Origin of the sequence: Streptomyces acidiscabies (genome assembly GCF_020010905.1) — a bacterium.
In the GTDB taxonomy this organism is placed as follows: domain Bacteria; phylum Actinomycetota; class Actinomycetes; order Streptomycetales; family Streptomycetaceae; genus Streptomyces; species Streptomyces acidiscabies.
The window spans coordinates 1840558-1857612 of record NZ_JAGJBY010000001.1; the positions used below are offsets into that span (position 1 = coordinate 1840558).

A 17055-nucleotide genomic window follows, 5' to 3' on the forward strand; every position below is an offset into this window, starting at 1 on the left:
CCGGTGAGGAAGTCGCAGAGAAAAAAGTGCGAGGGAAACGCGGCACACTCCTACCGTAATTTCGGAAAAAGGTTTCTTCCGAGACGGGTGGGGCCGCTGAACTGAGGCTACCCGGCGTTGTCTTGGGCGTGCAAGGGGAGACGGAGATACGTTTGCCGGGCAGCGAAAAAAAGGGCAAAGGGTATGTAAAGGCGGGGAATCTCGCACTGTTGTACTGTTCTCTCGATCGAGAAGCTTGTCAAAAAACCTTTGACAAGCTGTTTTTGTCAAAGACGGGGTTATGGTGGGCCCACTGTCCGAACGCGCACCGCGCAGAACCCGGGAGCAGGTGACCGTGGAAGCAGGCGAGGATTTCGGCCCATGGCTGGCACGGCAGTTGACGTTGGCCGACATGACGCAGACCGAACTCGCTCTGGCCGTCGACGTGACACGTGCGGCGGTCTCGGCATGGATCACCGGTCGAGCCACCCCACGCCCTGAGACGATCGAGCGCATCGCGCGGGCCCTGAACACAGATCTGGCCACGGTGCACACCCGCACCACCGACACGCGGGCCGGCCTTCCTGTCGGCTGGTACCACCGTCCCGGACACGCCGACGGCGGGCGGGAGTTGGGCAACGCCGCCGCGTTCGCCTTCGACGCCGACGTGTCGGTGCTGGCCAGGGAGACCTGTCAGAACAGCCTCGACGAGCGGCTCGTCGCCGACGGTCGCCCCGTGCAGGTGCGTTACACCCTGCACGAGCTCACGGGCGAGGCCCTGGCGAACTTCCGGGAGGCCGTCCAGTGGGACAGACTCCTTCCGCACTACGAGGCCGCCGCCGCACAGGAGCAGAAGGTCGGCAGGGTCATCGGCGCCGGACTGCGTGACATGTACGAGCACGACCGGCTCGTACTGCTGAGGGTGGACGACTACAACGCGGCCGGACTCACGGGGGACGACTACGGGGACGGTCGTTTCGCGGCGGTGGTGAGACGCCAGCTCGACAGCCACAAGTCCGGTGGCTCGGCGGGCGGTTCGTACGGGTTGGGCAAGGCCACACTGTGGGCCACCAGCCGGCTGGGCCTCGTTCTCATGAACTCCACGTTGTCCGAGCCGCACGAAGGTCGTACCGAGCGTCGGCTCGTCGGGCGCCTCGACCTGCCGTGGCGTCAGGTCGACGGGAAGCCGTGGGCCGGACCGGCGTGGCTCGGGCGCGCCGATCCCAATTCGCCAGGAGCCGCGGTGGCCCGCTCGTGGTGGGCCGACGAAGGCACCGTCGAATCCCTGTACCTGAAACGGGACAGCGGTGAGCCGGGGACGTCCTTCCTCATCGTGGGGGCCCACGATGTGGCGAGTCTCGCCACGGACGGTTCCACGACCGAGGGGGACGAGGGCGAGGACGACGACAGCATCCAGCGGATGCATCACCGGCTGGTCCGAGCCCTGGGCAAGAACTTCTGGGCTGCGATGACAGGGGGCGCCGAGAGGCCGCCTCTTCTGGAGGCTTCCGTCCGCACCTTCCGCAACGGCGCCGTCGTCCTCGCGGAGGAACGCGTGGACCCCGCGGTCGCCCAGCCCTCCCGCACCAGAGCCCTGAAGGCGTTCCTCGACGGTACGACCGTGGAGCAGCTCACGGAGGCAGGGCAAGTGACCGCGACCACCGTGCCTCTGAACCTGCCGGCTCGTGGCAACGGGCGGGCGTCGTCGGGCGAACACCGCGCCGTGCTCCTCGTGACGGACGCCGAGGACGCGGACGGCAGGCCCAACCGGGTCGTCTCGATGCGCGGAAACCGGATGACGGTGCGAGACACCGCGGTTCCCGGGCTGTCGATGTCCGTCAACCCCTTTCAGGCCGTGCTGCTGACCGGTGATGCCGCAGGGCCGAACGCCCCGTTCGCCACCGAGGCCGAGGAGTTCCTGCGTGCGGCCGAGCCTCCGGAGCACAACAAGTGGGGGCAGACCGAGGAGTTGACGCTCACCTACTCTCCGTCGGCCTACCGGCGGATCAACTACCTCACCAGGGACACCAATGCGGCGATCAAGGAACTGGTGGCCCGGCCCAAGAAGAAGACCAAGGCGGGCGGCGGGCGGTTGGCTCCCAAACTGGCGGTCGGAGGGGCGAAGAAGCAGCGTCGACTCACGGCCGCGACACTGCCCGTGCTGGAGGACCTGGACGCGCGGGTCCTCGACGACGGCGCCTGGCAGGTGATCGGCGAGATCAGGATTCCCACCGGAGGCCAGTCCTGGCGGCTTGTCCCGGTGGCCAAGTTCGATGTGCGTTCGGGGCCTCGTCCCACCATCGCGTGGGCCGAACTCGCGGGTGTGGACGGCTGTCGGGTGGTGGACGGCAGCCTGAGCTTCGCAGAGGGGGCGCGGACCGCGACGTTCCGAGGCGTGACCGACCCCGCCACTCACGCGGTCCGGACGAGCCTGAGCGGTCTCGTCATCGAACTCCGTGCAGGTGAAGGGGAATCGCTGTCATGAAGGCTTTTCCGTACCGGCGCCCGAGCGGCACGGTCTCGCTGAGGGTGGACGCTGTCTGCGTCAAGGCACCCGAGCAGCCTCGGGAACAACTCGACGCACGAGCCCGATCCGTCGTCGAGCGCGTCGTGGCGCTCGGCCTCGCGGAGACGGAGGACTGGGAAACGGCGACCCTGACCGTGTCGGCGACGATTCCGTCGAAGGTCACCGAGCCGGCCGGTCCGTGGTCCGACGCGATGGTTGTCGCGGTACTCACGGACAGGACCACCAACACGCGTGTCACGGCCGGCCTCGCGCCCGAGGCAGAAGGCGGCCGTGAATGGTGCGGTGACCTTCAGGTCCTGCGTGCCGACCTCTTCGACCGGGCAGCACTGACGGTTCAGGTGGTCGCGACCGTCGACGGCGTGCCCGGACGGATCATCGCGGAGGCGGCTGACGACTGGATCGTCGATGTGCGGAGCGACACTCCTACGCGAGAGCAGAGCCTCGATGTCAAGGAGCTCGGGTTCACCAAGGGGCCACGCTGGTTGCAGAAGTTCACCGATGCCCCGTGGATCGTGAACGCGTCAGGAAACCTGCCGACTGTGTACATCAACACCGACTTCGAAGGTATGACGGACATTCTCGGCGCTGAGGGGCGAGGACCCGAGGGGCTGGTCAATGAACTGATGGTCGCTCAGATGGCCGCAGATGTGTGGATCGCCGTGTTCCACTCGGCCATCGGGGACTTGGAGATGGAGGACGACGGGACACCGCTCTTCCCGCACGGTTGGCAGGGAGAGGTCCTCAGGGAGATGCTTCCCGATGTCGCGCCGGACCGGAACCTGGAGGACGCCTTGCGTGAGGTGCATCGCGGTCGTGTGGGTGCGACGGGCTGGACCGAACTGCAACCACGCATCCAGTACGCCGCGATGCGTAGAGCCGCAGTGCCTAGGGCACTCTCGGAGACCGTGCATGGTCTCGACAAGCTCAAGCGTGAGGACGAGGCATGACGGAGAAGCCCGACTACCTGCCCGGGCACATGGCGAGGCTCACCGACGAGGAAGCGGTGCGTTTCATCACGGAGGGCTTGTTGTCCGGGAAGGACAACGTTCCGGTGATCGCTCTCAACCAAGCCGTGGAGGCACTGCCCGAGACTCCCCGTCGGCGACTGCGCGCACTTCGGGACCTGATCGACGACGCCATGTATGCGTACCGGGACGGGAAGCCGACCCAGGTGGATGCATGGCTCGCGCCCCGTCTCCACGCGCTCCTCCGCCTGACCCGAGCGGAGGCGGCAGACTCCGCGCTGTGGAACTACCTGGCACTGGGCGTCGCTCCTGACTTCGTGGTCTGGCGACATTTCAACGAAACCAGGAAGAAGGTCAACGCCAGGTACTTCAAGGGCCCATACCACAAGCAGGCGTTCGCTCGTCTGTGGTGGTCGGCCGAACTGTTCCGGGACGGGGACGACTATCAACCTGTCGTCACGGCCTGTAGGAACCAGGACATGTTGAACACGGTACTGAGGTTGGACGTCATCGACCATCGGCCCACGGCGCAGGCGTTGGTTCGGCTGATGGGGAGAGAGGTCGTACGGACCGGTCGTGATGCGAATGCCTTGGGCAAGGCCGTCAACGCCGCAGCGGCGACAGTGATGTACGACGTCCTGGCACCGGACGTGGGGCGGGACACCGGAGCTGTGCGGAGATGGGTCGACGAGGGTGACACCACGGGTTCCTCCGTGAGCCGTCGATCGCTTCCTCAGGGACCTGCCGAAGAGAGAACCCCTGAGGGCGCGGTGGAACGCTTGACCGAACTTTTCGCGGAACTCTTCGCCGAGACGCCGGTACGAGGGAAGGAAGAGAGCGAGGGCAGGGCGGAGGAGGACTGACCCGAATCTCTCGTCACCGTGAGAGGGGAGGGCGCCAGGACTTCAGTGCCGTGATGGCTTTCCGCTTCGCGGTGTCGTCCAATCCGAGCGCTGCGCACAGGACGTGCACAGCCAGAAGCGGTGGGATCGCGTTGCCGATCTGCTGCGCGACGTCGGTGCCCTGCCAGGGATACGCAGCCGGGAAGGTCTGTAGCAGGCCGGCCTCGGTGAACGTGAAACGATCCTGTTCCGGCCCCAATTCGGGTTTGCCCTGCGCGTCGGTGCCTTTGAGGTCGAACACCCTGTTGCGGCGGACCTTGCCGGTGACGGTGGCAGCGGGCATGTCGGACGTGCGGAGTCCCCGATTCTCAGGTTTCCCCCCCGATCCGTAATTCGAACGTACGACAAATTTTGTGGATCGAGACGACCCGAGTGCGGTGCCCATGGAAACCCAGGGCTCCCTTTCGTTCTCCTTTTTCTTGGGTGAGGCTTCGAAAAGCCGGTTCTGAGAGGGTGCAGGATTCCTTGCCTCGTAGCGCTGATGAGTCTTTTCCGGGAAGTCGAGGTCGTTTCCGCTCGACCCGTCTCCTCGATAGCGGGCGATCAGCACAGCGCGACGACGAGTCTGTGGAACCCCGTACTCCTCGGTGTACAGAATGTGGCATCCCGCGTCGTACCCGAGAGCACGAAGGATGTCGCGGTATTCCTTCCAGACGGGCAGGACGGTGGGTACCTGCTCCAGCACCACGGCGTCGTACGGCTCGGACTTGATCTTCTTCTCGACGATCCACCGCAGAGGCTGAAGGACCAGCCCGGTTCGCTCGTCGGCCCACTCCAATTCGACAGCGGTTTTCTCCACCACTGCCCATGCCTTCTTCAACTCCGCGACGGTTCTGCTCCGCCCGACGCGGTGGGCCAGGAGTTTCACGTCTTCGAGGTGGTCATGTCCCTCACGATTACCGGCCACGGAATAGGTCTGACAGGGAGGTCCACCAGCGAGGACGCGGGCCGAACGGACCTCGGGGTCCAGCGGGTTCAGCTTCGCCACGTCACCGATCCCAGTGGTGCGCAGACCAGCGGCCTTACGGGTCGCGCGGGTCGACCTCTCCCACTCCACGCCGATGCTGGGTACCCCGAGCACCTCGGCCGCGATGTCCAGACCGCCAGGTCCCGCGAACAGGTCAGCGATGATGGGCGGACCCTGGGTTGGGTCCGAATGAGGTGCTCGGGTCATGGGGTGGAAGTGTATCGGGCGACTGACGGTGTGTTCAGCCAGTCCGGTTCGATCGGTCGAAGGCCCGAGAAATCTGGTCTGACCAGGAATGTCTTCGTTCAGGAACGGAGTGCACGAGCGATGGCTCGGCCGAGCGTTTCACCCACCGGCGGAGGTGACGCATGGCCGATCTGTCGGTAACGGGCCGTCTTCTTCCCGGTGATTTCCCACTCCTCGGGGAAGCTCTGGAGCAGTGCAGTCTGGTCCACCGTGAGCCGGACCATACCTTCCCTGCCGCGCTCGGGTTCCCACACGAAGTCAGGCCCGGGGACTGCGTCGCCCAGCGAGTGGGCGTTCACGCCCAGCCTCTCCCACTTCTTTTTCGTCCCGGTCGGTCCCAGATCGGCTCCGCCCCGTTTCTTCGATCCGCCGACCAGTGTCGGAGCGACGACTCCGGCGTGGGCAGCCCAGCGGTCGGCGTCGAGCCAACCCCGTGATCGCATGGAAGATGCCAGTGCCTGACCTGCCGACACATGGTCCGTGACGTTGGGGGATGGAATGCGGAAGTAGGGAAACCACTGCTTCTTGAGTGCCACCAGCACTCCCTGCCTACGCTCTTGTGGCACCCCGAAGTCAGCGGCATCGAGGACGAACCAGTTGAAATCGTAACCGAGATGTTCCAGTTCGGCATGGGCGAAGTCGCGGAAGCCGCGAAACCTGTCCGAGTGCGCGAGGGTGGGTACGTTCTCGACGAGCAGCGCCCGAGGGCCGATCGCGTGGGTGAGGTATACCGCAGCTTTGAGCAGGCGTTCCTCATCTCCTGAATCGATCCGACGGGCTGTGGCACTGGATTTCACTCGTGGCGTTCCTGCTGACAACAGGTCCACGTCGTAGCTTTCCGGATGATCTTCCGGGGAGAATTCGAGAAGGTCCGCCTGGAGCACATTCCAGCCGGGCCGATTGGTCTGCAAGGTCCGGCAGGCATCGGCATCCTCGTCCAGGAGCAACGTGGGCGAGAAACCCGCTCGTTCCAATCCCAGAGCGAGACCACCTGCCCCCGAGCACACATCGACCAAGGTCAGCCCGTTCATTGATTCCTTCCCCCTGCCTGCAGAGCCTTTCGACCTCGTACCGTCTTCGCGACTCGTTGGGCTACGTCCTCCGGTGTCTCATGCTCCCAGAACCTCAGCACCTTCCAACCTTCTGCCGTGAGGTGTTGAGTGGTCTCGATGTCGCGTTCCATGTTGCGGTCGAGTTTCTGTCGCCACCATGTCGCGTTGGACTTCGGCTGTGTCGCATGCTCGGGGCAGCCGTGCCAGAAACATCCGTCGATCAGGACGGCTACCTTGACCGATGTGAAGGCCACGTCGATCCGGCGTCGGGCTATGCCCGGCACCGGGTACTCGACGCGGTAGCGCAATCCGGAAGCGTGGAGTAGTCGACGCACCGCCAGTTCGGCGGACGTGTCCTTGCTGGCTTGTCTGCTCATGCGCGCCGAGACTGCGGATGAAGACGGTTTCAAGAGGATCTCGCGATCGTGGAACGTAGGCTGCGATGTGCGGGGCGACCTCAGTCCACTCCGTGACACTCTCCGTACGCGCTCCCCGACCCGCACCAGCACTCCGCCCCCCGCTGCGGCGGCCACGCCACCGCGCGTCCCCGTGCCGCCAACGTCGTCGCGTACTGCGGCAGTAGCGTCGGGTCGGAGGGGGACGTGCTCTCCGATGCGGCGAACGCCTCGTACGACGGGACCGTCCCCGTGACGATGCCGAGGTTGGGCGTGCCGGAGGCGGAGAGTTCGCGGAGGGAGGACTCTATGGTCGCCAAGTGGGCTTCGTGGGACGGGTATTCGGCGGAGAGGGCGGGGTACGCCGCGAGGAGTTCGGTCAGTTCCGGGGCCGGCCAGTGGAGGATCGCCACCGGGAACGGGCGGGACAACGCCTCGCGGTAGGCGCCCAGTTCGGCGCGGAGGCGGGAGATCTCGGCGGCCAGTTCGTCGGGGTTCTCCGAGCCGAGTGACCATACGCGCTTGGGGTCGTGGAGTTCGTCGAGGGAGACCGGCGAGGTGTGGAGGGTGTCCGCGAGCTGGTCCCAGTCGTCGTGGGCCGCGCCCAGCATGCGGCGTACCCGGTGGCGGCCGAAGAGCAACGGGTGCGTGGAGTACGGGGGTTCGGCGCCGTCCGTCAGGAGGAGGCGGGCGCCGTCGGTGAACGTCGCCTCCGCCGCCTCCAGTTCGTCGTGGGACTCCAGCGCCTCCGCGACGATCACCCAGGGCGCCGGGTCGCGCGGAGCGGACGCGCGGATGCCGTCGATGATCGCGCGGGCCTCGGCCTCGTGGCCGTACTCCCAGAGGTTGGCCGCCTTGAGGGCGCGGGTGAGGTGTGGGGCGTCCAGGGAGTCCGGGGTCGCCAGCAGACGGTCGTACAGAGCGGTTGCCGAGGGGCGGTCGCCGGCCAGTTCCAGGTGGGCCGCCGCCCGCAGCAGGAGCGGTTCCGCGTCCTCCGGGTGGAGGGCCACGGTGCGTTCCAGGCGGGCGGCTTCGGCGGTGTGGTCGACGTTCTCGGCGGGCGTGTCGGGGCGCATGGACGACACGGTACTGCGCGCCGGTGACAAAGGTGAGGTATCCGCAGGCCGGGGTGGGTCCGTACCGTGGCTCACGGCAGTACGTCATACCTGGGTACGTCATACCCGGCCCCGCCGCCACCCGACGCGCCCCCGACCGTCACCGGTACGCGGAGTACGCCGGGTAGCTCTCAGGTACCCCCTACACGACCACCCCGTCGATCTGCAGCGTCTGCACCGACTTCGCCGCGAACGGCACCGCGACCGTCTTGCCGGACACGCGGATGTCCGAGCGGGCCGTGTAGAGGTCACCGCCGCCGGTCGTGAGCGTGCTCCAGCGCGGTACGACACCCCCCGAACCCCCGGAGACGGTGGTGAACCGGGAGAGGTCGAACGTCAGCGTCTGCGCCGACGTCGCCGTGTTCGCCGCGACGATCACGAGCCGGTTCGCCGACCGGTCGAGCGCCGCGACCGCGTAGCTCACGCCCGTGTCGAGGATCGTCATCCCCGGCCGGATGTGCCGGCTGAACTGGGCCATCACGTAGTACTTCGTCTGTACGGCACCGGGCGTGAGCGTCGCCGCGTCGTACGCGATCATCGCCCAGTTCGACGAGGGGTCCATGACCTGCCAGTACACCCACGCCGTCGGGTGCAGCCAGCGGAAGTCGGAGAGGAGGTTGCTGGCCATGGACATGCCGGTACCGTCGTTGTCACCGGTCTCGGAGTTCCACAGCTTCTTGCCGGACGTCGTCACAACGTCCGTGTAGAGCAGGTCCCTTCGGCCGCCGGACCCCTGATACCCGTGCACGTTGACCTGGTTGACGTACCCCTTGGTCGTCGACGAGAACGCGCTCCAAGTGCTGCGCGCCGTGTCGTAGTTGGTCTCGTCGCTCGCCGAGATCCGTACGCCGGTCAGGCCCCGCTTGTCCAACTCGCTGCGCATGTAGGGGAGTACGGCCGCCTGGACGGTCGAGTCGATGTGGCAGCCCTCCTGCGTGCCGGTCGCCGTCCACCAGTTCGACGAGGGCTCGTTGAAGGGGTCGACCGTCGCGAAGTTCACGCCCCAGTTGTTCTTGGCGTAGAGGGCGACCGCCGCGAGGTGCGAGGCGTGCTGGCGGTAGTTCCACGTCGTGAGGTTGTTGCCGCCGTCGGCCGCGCCGGACGGGTTGTGGTTCGAACACATCCACCACATGGGGGAGTTGGCGAACAGCTCGGTCGTCGCGCCGCGCGAGACCGCCTTCTGGAGCATGGCGCGCTGCTTGGCGTCCGCCGTCCATTTCCATGCCGAGGAGGTGGGGTCCTCGTTGTTCCAGTCCTGCCAGTAGCCCTCGATCTGCTTGAACGCGGGGATGTTGGCCGAGGCCACCATCGACTCGCCGCCCACCGAGTTCGAGCTGCACGCGCCCAGGTTGTAGCGCGCGATGTTCAGGCCCAGGCCGGGCAGCGAAGTGCCGTTGTACGTCGTCGACTTGGTGGTGAAGAAGATGTCGGCGAAGTCGTCCCGGGCGCCGAAGACGTTCGCCCACCAGGCCAGGGACGTGCCCCAGCCCTCCCAAGTGCCGTACGTGGAGCCGGGGTTGACGGCAATCGTCGCATCGGCATGGGCCGTGCCGGTGGCCAGCGCGCTGCCGAGGAACGCGCCGCCGCCGGCCGCGAGCAGTGTCCTGCGTCGGATCATGGCTACTCCGCTTCGATCATCGTCGATCGACGGTAGTGGGGAGGGCCGGTCGTCCAACCGGCCCTGTGGGGTGCGACAGGAAGCATCAGGGGTGCCGTGCCGTGTTGTCGAGACATACGACAGCCCTTTCACAAACCGATGGAAGAAGGGTTCGACCGGACGAACGCGACGCCGTGAATGGGTAGGTCTGGAGAGTTTGGTCCCTATCACTTATCGTCCCTGCACCCCGGATCGGGGTCTGATGTGGCGGAGGTGGTCCGCGTGCCGAATCCCGGCGTCCAGCACGTCGTACAGCACCGCGTCCTGCGACGACGCGCCCGGCGCCGGAGGTTCCTGTGGACCGGCGCCGAACTCCTCGTCACGGCCGGGGTGTTGGGACTGCTGCTCGTCGTCCACCAGCTCTGGTGGACCAACCAGGAGGCCAGGGAGGGCGCCGAGCGCGAGGTCCGGGCGCTGGAGCGGCAGTGGGGGAGCGAGGAGGAGCCGTCCCAGGGCAGTTCTCCCGAGGAAGACCCCTCCGTCGATTCCGGCGCCGACTCCGGTTCTGGTTCCGCCGAGGGGAGTTCGGGGCAGGGAGGTACTACACCCCGACACTCCCAGGCGTACGCCGTCCTCGTCCTCCCCCGTATCGGCGTCCGTGTCCCGATCGCCGAGGGCATCGACAAGCGGGGCGTCCTCGACAAGGGGTACGCCGGCCACTACCCCGGCACCCGACAGCCCGGCGCCCAGGGCAACTTCGCCCTCGCCGCCCACCGCAACACCCACGGCGAGCCCTTCCGGCACCTCGACCGGCTCCGGCGGGGGGACACCGTCCGGGTGGAGACCGCGTCCACCGTCTACACGTACGCCGTCGACCGGATCCTCCCGCAGACCTCGGCCCGTGACTCCGGAGTACTACGACCCGTACCCCGCTCGATCGTCCACCCCGGGTACGGGTACGACATACCTGGGGTGTACGTCACGCTGACCACGTGCACCCCGGAGTACACGTCCCGGTACCGGCTGGTGGTGTGGGGGAAGCTGGTGTCCAGCGAGCGGCGGGGGTGAGCGAAGGGAGTGAGGAGGCGGCGGACTCAGGCGAGCGGGCGCCGGGGCCGAGCGGCGAGACCTGCCGAACGGCGGCCGGGACCGGCGGAAAAGATCGTCCGACGCGGGAACCACCGGCCGGGCCCGTTCGTCTTCAGGGCACAGACAGCGACCAGGCCGCTCGACCGGCCCGAGCGACAGAGGGGGAGTGAACGATGGAACGACTGCAGAGCCGGTTCCCGGTACGCGCGTTCGGCGCCCTCCTCGTCCTCCTCGCCGGCGCCCTCCTCCTCGACACCGGCCCCCTCTTCACCACCCTCGCCGTGGCCGCCGCGATCGGCTCGGCGTTCGCCCTCTGCTGCCTCCTCGCCGCCCGCTGCGCACCGCCCGTACCCGGCACGCGCATACGCACAGCGATACGGGACCGGGCCCGCCGTACGGCCTTCCTGCCGCAACGTGACCCCGACGCCTCGGGCCGCTCCAGACCCCGAGCCCCAGGGCTCGCCCTCCGGACGACCACCGCGTAGGGCACCCCCAGGTCACAGGCCGGGCCGGGAAAGAAACCCGGCCCCCCTCCAGTGGGACACGCCTGCCCGCGTGAGTCGTCATGCCGCCCCACCACTCCCGGCACGACGAGACCCCCGGAGGGCTCACTCACCATGTCCGTCTTCGCGTCCCTGGTAGAGCGGTTCGCCGCCCTGCTCGAACCCCTCTTCCACGCCTCCGCCGCAGCCGCCGCGATCATCCTGCTGACGGCCCTCGTACGTCTCCTCGTCCACCCCCTGTCCCGGGCATCGGCGCGCGGCCAGAAGGCGCGGGCGGCGCTGCAACCGAAGATCGCCGACTTGCGCGAGAAGCACGGCAAGGACCCGGAACGGCTCCAGAAGGCCGTCCTGGAGCTGCACGCGAAGGAACAGGTGTCCCCGCTCGCGGGCTGCCTGCCGAGCCTGATCCAACTCCCGGTGTTCTTCGTCCTGTTCCACCTCTTCTCCCGCCCGACGATCGGCGGCGAGACCAACGGCCTGCTCGAACACGAGCTGCTGGCCGCCCCGTTGGGGAACCGATGGACCGATGCACTGGGCGACGGCGGCCTGTTCGGCCCGGCGGGCCTCGTCTACCTGGTCCTCTTCGCTCTCGTCGCGGTCGTCGCGTGGTTCTCGTACCGGCAGACCCGGCGCACCATGAGCACGAGCGCGCCGGCCGCCACGGGCAGCGAAGTGCCGGGCCTCGGCGCGGTCACCCGGATGATGCCGTACCTGTCGTTCTTCACACTGGTGAGCGTCGCCGTCGTACCGCTGGCAGCCGCGCTGTACATCGTGACGAGCACGGCATGGGGGACGGCAGAGAGGACGCTGCTCTACAGGTGACGCACCCCCGGCCGCATCGGTCCAGTACGTGAACGGGGTATTGCGGACTGAACGGAGAGGTCGGAGGATTCGAGCAGACATCGGATGGCTGGGGTCACCGGAGACGTACCACCAGCGAGGGAGAGGTACTACGACCATGAAGCTGCTGCGCGTCGGTACGGCGGGGTCGGAACGCCCCGCGGCGCTGGATACCGCTGGAGTACTACGGGACCTCTCCGGGCTCGTGGACGACATCGACGGTGCCCTCCTCGCGGACGAGGCGGCTCTGGCGAGGGTCCGGGACGCTGTCGCCGGCGGCGAGTTGCCCGTGATCGACGCGGACGCCGAACGCGTGGGGGCGCCGGTCGGCCGGATCGGGAAGATTGTCTGCATCGGCCTCAATTACCACGACCACGCCCGGGAGACCGGCGCCGAGCCGCCCGCGGAACCGGTGATCTTCTTCAAGGCCGCCGACACGGTCGTGGGCCCTTATGACACGGTTCTCGTGCCGCGCGGTTCCGTGAAGACGGACTGGGAAGTCGAATTGGCGGTCGTCATCGGCCGTACCGCCCGCTATCTGGAATCCGCCGAGGAAGGTATTGCGCACGTCGGCGGTTACGCGGTGGCGCACGACGTGTCGGAGCGGGAATTCCAGATCGAGCGGGGCGGCACCTGGGACAAGGGAAAGAACTGCGAGACGTTCAATCCGCTCGGACCCTGGCTGGTGACCTCCGACGAGATTCCCGACCCGCAGAATCTCGCGCTGAAACTCTGGGTCAACGGAGAACAGAAGCAGAACGGCACCACCGCCGAGCAGATATTCCCGGTGGGCGAGGTCGTACGGTACGTCAGCCAGTTCATGACGCTCTACCCCGGCGACGTCATTAACACGGGTACGCCCGCCGGGGTCGCGTTGGGAGAGCCCGAGCCCAAGCCCTACCTCCGGTCCGGTGACGTGGTGGAACTGGAGATCGAAGGGCTCGGGCGGCAGCGGCAGGAATTCAAGGACGCCTGAGCGGTCAGTCCTTCTTGAGGAATTCCTCCAGCGCCTCGACCACGAACCTGTGGTCCTCAAGCTGCGGAAGTCCCGAGACCGTCACGGACCCGATCACACCCACTCCCTCCACGGTGATCGGGAAAGAACCCCCGTGCGCCGCGTATTCGTCAGGGTCGAGACGGGACGACTCCTCGAAGGTCGTCCCCTTCGCCCTGAATTCCGTGCCCACCAGATAGGAAGCGGAACCGTACCGCTCCACGACCCGGCGTTTCCGGGCGATCCAGGCGTCGTTGTCGGGGGACGAGCCGGGCAGCGCGGCATGGAAGAGCTGCTGTCCGGCGCGGTGGATGTCGATCGCCACGGGCGCCTCGCGCTCACGGGCCAATTCGACCAGGAGAGAACCCAGCGCCCAGGCGTCGTCATAAGTGAATTGCCGGAAGACCAGTCGCCGTTCCTGGGCTTTCAGCTCGTCGAGCGAAGGGGTGATTTCCAGGGCGGGGTTGTTGTTCACCATCACAGGTTCACCGTCGATCCGTCTCGTGCCGAACGGCGGGCCGCCTCCAGGACGTCGAGAGCGGTGGCCGCCTCGGTGGCGGGCACCGGGTTCGGGCCGCCGCCGATCAGTGCCTCGGTCACCGCAGCGTAGTAGGCGGGGTAGTCCCCAGGTAGGGTCGGCACGGCCCGGCCGCCCCCGGTCACCGGCGACTCCCCGGAGCCGACCCGCCCCCACAGCTCCTCGGGCTCCACGCCCCACCCGGACCCCGGCCGCGCACCCTCCCGCAGCGCCGCCTCCTGCGGATCGAGCCCGTACTTCACGAACCCCGCCTTCGACCCCAACACCCGGAAACGCGGCCCCAGTTGAGCGGTCGTCGCGGACGCGTACAGATGGGTACGGACGCCGCTCACGTGCGTCAGGGCGATGAACGTGTCGTCATCGGTCTCGGCGCCGGGCCGACGGACGTCCGCCTCCGCGTACACGGACGCGACCGGACCGAACAGCACCAGCGCCTGGTCTACGAGGTGACTACCCAGGTCGTACAGCAGACCTCCGATCTCTGCCGGGTCGCCGGACTCGCGCCAGCCGCCCTTCGGCAGCGGACGCCAGCGCTCGAAGCGGGACTCGAACCGCCAGACGTCACCGAGCTCGCCGTCGGCGAGGAGCTTGCGGAGCGTGAGGAAGTCGTTGTCCCAGCGGCGGTTCTGGAAGACGGACAGCAGCAGACCGCGCTCCTCGGCGAGCGCCGCCAGCGCGCGGGCCTCCGCCGCCGTCCCCGCGACCGGCTTGTCGACGACGACCGGCAGCCCCGCGTCGAGCGCGGCGGTCGCCAACGGGACGTGCGTCCTGTTCGGGGACGCGATCACCACCAGGTCCAACTCGCCCGCCCGCGCGAGGAGTTCGTCCGGCGTCGCCACGACCTCGGCGCCCGGGTGCTCGGCGCGCGCCTGCGCCTGGCGGTCCGGGTTCGAGGTGACGACCGTGTCGAGGGTCAGGCCCTTCGTCGTGTCGATCAGCGGGGCATGGAAGACGGAACCCGCGAGGCCGTAGCCGATCAGGCCCACGCGGAGGGGGTTCGCAGCAGCGCCAGTACTCATGCCGTCCACTTTGGCAACGCTGTTGCCAAAGTGCAAGCGCGGGCGAGAATGGAGCCGTGAACAGGACGAACGACCCGGGGCGTACGACGGGCACCAACCTCCTCGCCGTGCGCGGGCACAACACCGCGCTCGTGCTCGACCTGCTGCGCACGGCTGGCGCCGACGGGATCAGCCGCCTCGAACTCGCCGAGCGCACCGGGCTCACCCCCCAGGCCGTCAGCAAGATCACCGCACGGCTGCGGGAGGAGGGCCTCGCGGCGGAGGCCGGCCGCCGCGCCTCCACCGGCGGCAAGCCCCGCACTGTCCTGCGGCTCGTCCCCGAGGCGGGCCACGCCGTGGGGGTACACCTCGACCGGGACGAGCTGCGCGTGGTCCTTGTCCGGCTGGACGGGCGGGTCGTCGCCGAACGGCGTACCCCGCTGGATCTGGGGGCGGGTACCTCCGAGGTCGTAGACGGTCTAGTACGTGAGGTGCGGGGGTTGCTCGCGGAGGGGGTCGTAGGACTTCTGGGGGTGGGGGCAGCTCTGCCGGGGCCGCTGGACCATACGTACGGGGTACTCGGCCGCGTCACCGGCTTTCCCGACTGGGACGGCTTCCCCCTGCGCGACGTCCTCGCCCGCGAACTCGGCGTCCCTGTCGTCGTCGACAAGGACACCAACGCCGCCGCCCTCGGCCTCGCCGTCGCGGGCGAGGGCGGCTCCTTCGCCTACCTCCACCTCGGCACCGGCCTCGGCGCGGGGCTCGTCATCGCCGGCACGGTCCACCGGGGCGCGCGCACGGGCGCCGGCGAGTTCGGCCACCAGGTGATCCTCCTCGACGGCCCGCCCTGCCCCTGCGGAAAGTCCGGCTGCGTCGAGGCACTGTGCCTCGCCGCCCTCGACCGCGAGAACCCGGAGGAGGCGGCCCGGGTACTGGGCGTGGGCGCCGCGAACCTCGTCGGCCTCTTGGACATCGACCAGGTCCTGCTCGGCGGACGCCGGATCGAACAGACACCGGAGGTGTTCGTGCGAGGGGTTTCCACAGAGGTGGGGGAGGTGCCGGTGCGGGTCGCTGACGGCGGGGTGTGGGGGGTTGCGGTGGGGGCGGCGCAGCTGTGGTTGGGGGAGGTGTTCGGGAGGGGGTAGGACTTGCGAGGGACGGCGGGTGCGGCGGGGGAGGGGGCCGTAGCTCCGGAGGGGTAGACGGTTAATACCTACGGCGTCTTGCGGCCGTACGCGGTTGGTCCCGCGACGTCCCGCAGTTGTACCCCGCTAATACCCACGCCGCCCCCACACCCGTACGCGCCTCATATGTACGTCATATGAGCTGAACGGGCGGACTCCGGCACCCCACCGGAGCGGCGCCCCCTTGAACCCGGCGCCCTCCGGCAGGCTCACGTGACCATGCGACCCTGCCTGTCCCACGCCCGCCGACTCGCCGGGGCAGCCCTCGGCCCCGCCCTCCTCGGCCAAGCCCTCCTGTGCGTCCCCGCCGCTGCCCTCGCCCTAGCCCCCGCCACCCTCCCCGCGCCCGCCGCCGAAGCACCCGCCTGTGCCACCCCCGAAGCCCGGGACTTCCCGCTCACCGCCCGGCTGCGAGGTGGACCTGAGAGCTACGAGTCCGGGGGCGGGTACGGAGTCTGGTACCTGGACCTCGTGAACAGCACCGGGCGGGACTGTGCCGGGGTGCACCCCGTGGTCGTACTGGTCGACGGGCGGCGGGAGTTGAAGGCGGGCCAGGTCCATCTGGAGTTCTACGACGGTGAGCGCCCCCGCGCGGTCCAGTTCGAGGAGACGGACGCGGATGAGCTGGTCGGGCCGTTCGGCGAGGGGGACGCGGGCGCCGGGGGCGACGGCTTCGCCGGGTTCTCCGTCCCCGCGCACCGCACCCTCACCGTGAAGCTCCGCCTCTCGTTCACCTCCGACGCCGTCGCCGACGACGTCACCGCCCACGCGGCCGTCGTCCAGCGCCGGGGGGGCGACGGGGAGTGGGTCGGCCAGTCCGACGCTTACCGGTTCACCGTCGAGGGGACGACCGGTTCCACCCCGGCCTCCACCTCCGTCCCGCAGAGGACGGGGGCGCGTACCGAGGAGGGCCGTGAACTCGCCGGTACGGGGGCCGGTCCGGTCGTCGTGGGGGTGGCGGCGGTCGCCGGTGGCCTTGTCGCGGCGGGGGCGGGACTGGTCGTCGTACGCCGGAGGCGCTACCGGTAAGGGGGCCGACGCGTCGTACCGTACGGCCGTCCCTCCCCGGTACTACGGGTCACCCCCTACCCCTCAAGTACCCCCTACCTCCGAGCCCTCGGCCCTCACCCCCATCCCCCTCAAGTCCCCCACCCCGTAACCCAC

The 17055-nt window shown here is 68.3% G+C and carries 16 protein-coding genes; 9 read left to right on the forward strand and 7 right to left on the reverse strand.

What is annotated here, in order from left to right:
- Window positions 1-334 precede the first annotated feature (334 nt).
- The 3 genes from J8M50_RS08730 to J8M50_RS08740 are packed head-to-tail and all read left to right on the forward strand — an operon-like array spanning window position 335 to window position 4334.
- Entirely contained in the window at window positions 335-2464 is a 2130-nt protein-coding gene (locus J8M50_RS08730) for a helix-turn-helix transcriptional regulator (RefSeq protein WP_029184202.1), read from the forward strand.
- Window positions 2461-3453 (forward strand): hypothetical protein, encoded by a 993-nt coding sequence (locus J8M50_RS08735; protein WP_010356331.1) that lies wholly within the window; start codon window positions 2461-2463, stop codon window positions 3451-3453. Before J8M50_RS08730 ends, J8M50_RS08735 begins: the two co-directional genes overlap by 4 nt.
- A complete protein-coding gene (locus J8M50_RS08740; protein ID WP_010356332.1) occupies window positions 3450-4334 on the forward strand; it encodes a DUF6339 family protein in 885 nt (294 codons plus the stop codon). Before J8M50_RS08735 ends, J8M50_RS08740 begins: the two co-directional genes overlap by 4 nt.
- A 13-nt stretch (window positions 4335-4347) precedes the next feature.
- Here the strand turns inward: J8M50_RS08740 and J8M50_RS08745 are convergent, their stop codons facing one another.
- From J8M50_RS08745 to J8M50_RS08765, 5 genes are all read right to left on the reverse strand, one after another.
- Window positions 4348-5547, reverse strand: coding sequence for a DNA cytosine methyltransferase (locus tag J8M50_RS08745; RefSeq protein ID WP_078481052.1), 1200 nt, complete (start codon window positions 5545-5547; stop codon window positions 4348-4350).
- 98 nt (window positions 5548-5645) lie between these two features.
- Complete coding sequence (locus J8M50_RS08750) at window positions 5646-6617, reverse strand: DNA cytosine methyltransferase (RefSeq protein ID WP_029184203.1); 972 nt, start codon at window positions 6615-6617, stop codon at window positions 5646-5648.
- On the reverse strand, window positions 6614-7015 hold the full coding sequence (locus J8M50_RS08755; protein WP_075661590.1) for a very short patch repair endonuclease: 402 nt from the start codon (window positions 7013-7015) through the stop codon (window positions 6614-6616). Before J8M50_RS08755 ends, J8M50_RS08750 begins: the two co-directional genes overlap by 4 nt.
- An 80-nt stretch (window positions 7016-7095) precedes the next feature.
- A complete protein-coding gene (locus tag J8M50_RS08760) occupies window positions 7096-8109 on the reverse strand; it encodes an SEC-C domain-containing protein (protein WP_010356336.1) in 1014 nt (337 codons plus the stop codon).
- Between the two features lie 181 nt (window positions 8110-8290).
- On the reverse strand, window positions 8291-9766 hold the full coding sequence (locus J8M50_RS08765; RefSeq protein ID WP_010356337.1) for a glycoside hydrolase: 1476 nt from the start codon (window positions 9764-9766) through the stop codon (window positions 8291-8293).
- A gap of 261 nt (window positions 9767-10027) precedes the next feature.
- Between J8M50_RS08765 and J8M50_RS08770 the strand changes: the two genes are divergently transcribed.
- The 4 genes from J8M50_RS08770 to J8M50_RS08785 all read left to right on the forward strand — a co-directional run bounded on the left by J8M50_RS08770 (window position 10028) and on the right by J8M50_RS08785 (window position 13153).
- Window positions 10028-10813: a class E sortase gene (locus J8M50_RS08770; RefSeq protein WP_040837349.1), complete on the forward strand. Its 786-nt coding sequence runs from the start codon at window positions 10028-10030 to the stop codon at window positions 10811-10813.
- Between the two features lie 194 nt (window positions 10814-11007).
- Entirely contained in the window at window positions 11008-11319 is a 312-nt protein-coding gene (locus tag J8M50_RS08775; protein ID WP_010356339.1) for a DUF6412 domain-containing protein, read from the forward strand.
- Window positions 11320-11451: 132 nt separating this feature from the next.
- Window positions 11452-12159 (forward strand): YidC/Oxa1 family membrane protein insertase, encoded by a 708-nt coding sequence (locus J8M50_RS08780; RefSeq protein ID WP_010356340.1) that lies wholly within the window; start codon window positions 11452-11454, stop codon window positions 12157-12159.
- 136 nt (window positions 12160-12295) lie between these two features.
- Window positions 12296-13153, forward strand: coding sequence for a fumarylacetoacetate hydrolase family protein (locus J8M50_RS08785; RefSeq protein WP_010356341.1), 858 nt, complete (start codon window positions 12296-12298; stop codon window positions 13151-13153).
- A gap of 4 nt (window positions 13154-13157) precedes the next feature.
- On the opposite strand, the gene J8M50_RS08790 is transcribed toward J8M50_RS08785, so the two are convergent.
- Window positions 13158-13649 (reverse strand): heme-degrading domain-containing protein, encoded by a 492-nt coding sequence (locus J8M50_RS08790; RefSeq protein ID WP_010356342.1) that lies wholly within the window; start codon window positions 13647-13649, stop codon window positions 13158-13160.
- Window positions 13649-14728, reverse strand: a complete 1080-nt coding sequence (locus tag J8M50_RS08795) for a Gfo/Idh/MocA family oxidoreductase (RefSeq protein ID WP_040837332.1) — start codon at window positions 14726-14728, stop codon at window positions 13649-13651. The genes J8M50_RS08790 and J8M50_RS08795 overlap by 1 nt, the downstream gene beginning before the upstream one ends.
- Window positions 14729-14784: 56 nt before the next feature.
- Between J8M50_RS08795 and J8M50_RS08800 the strand changes: the two genes are divergently transcribed.
- On the forward strand, window positions 14785-15852 hold the full coding sequence (locus tag J8M50_RS08800) for an ROK family transcriptional regulator (RefSeq protein ID WP_010356344.1): 1068 nt from the start codon (window positions 14785-14787) through the stop codon (window positions 15850-15852).
- Window positions 15853-16110: 258 nt separating this feature from the next.
- Entirely contained in the window at window positions 16111-16920 is an 810-nt protein-coding gene (locus J8M50_RS08805) for a hypothetical protein (protein ID WP_029184204.1), read from the forward strand.
- The last annotated feature ends 135 nt before the right edge of the window (window positions 16921-17055 follow it).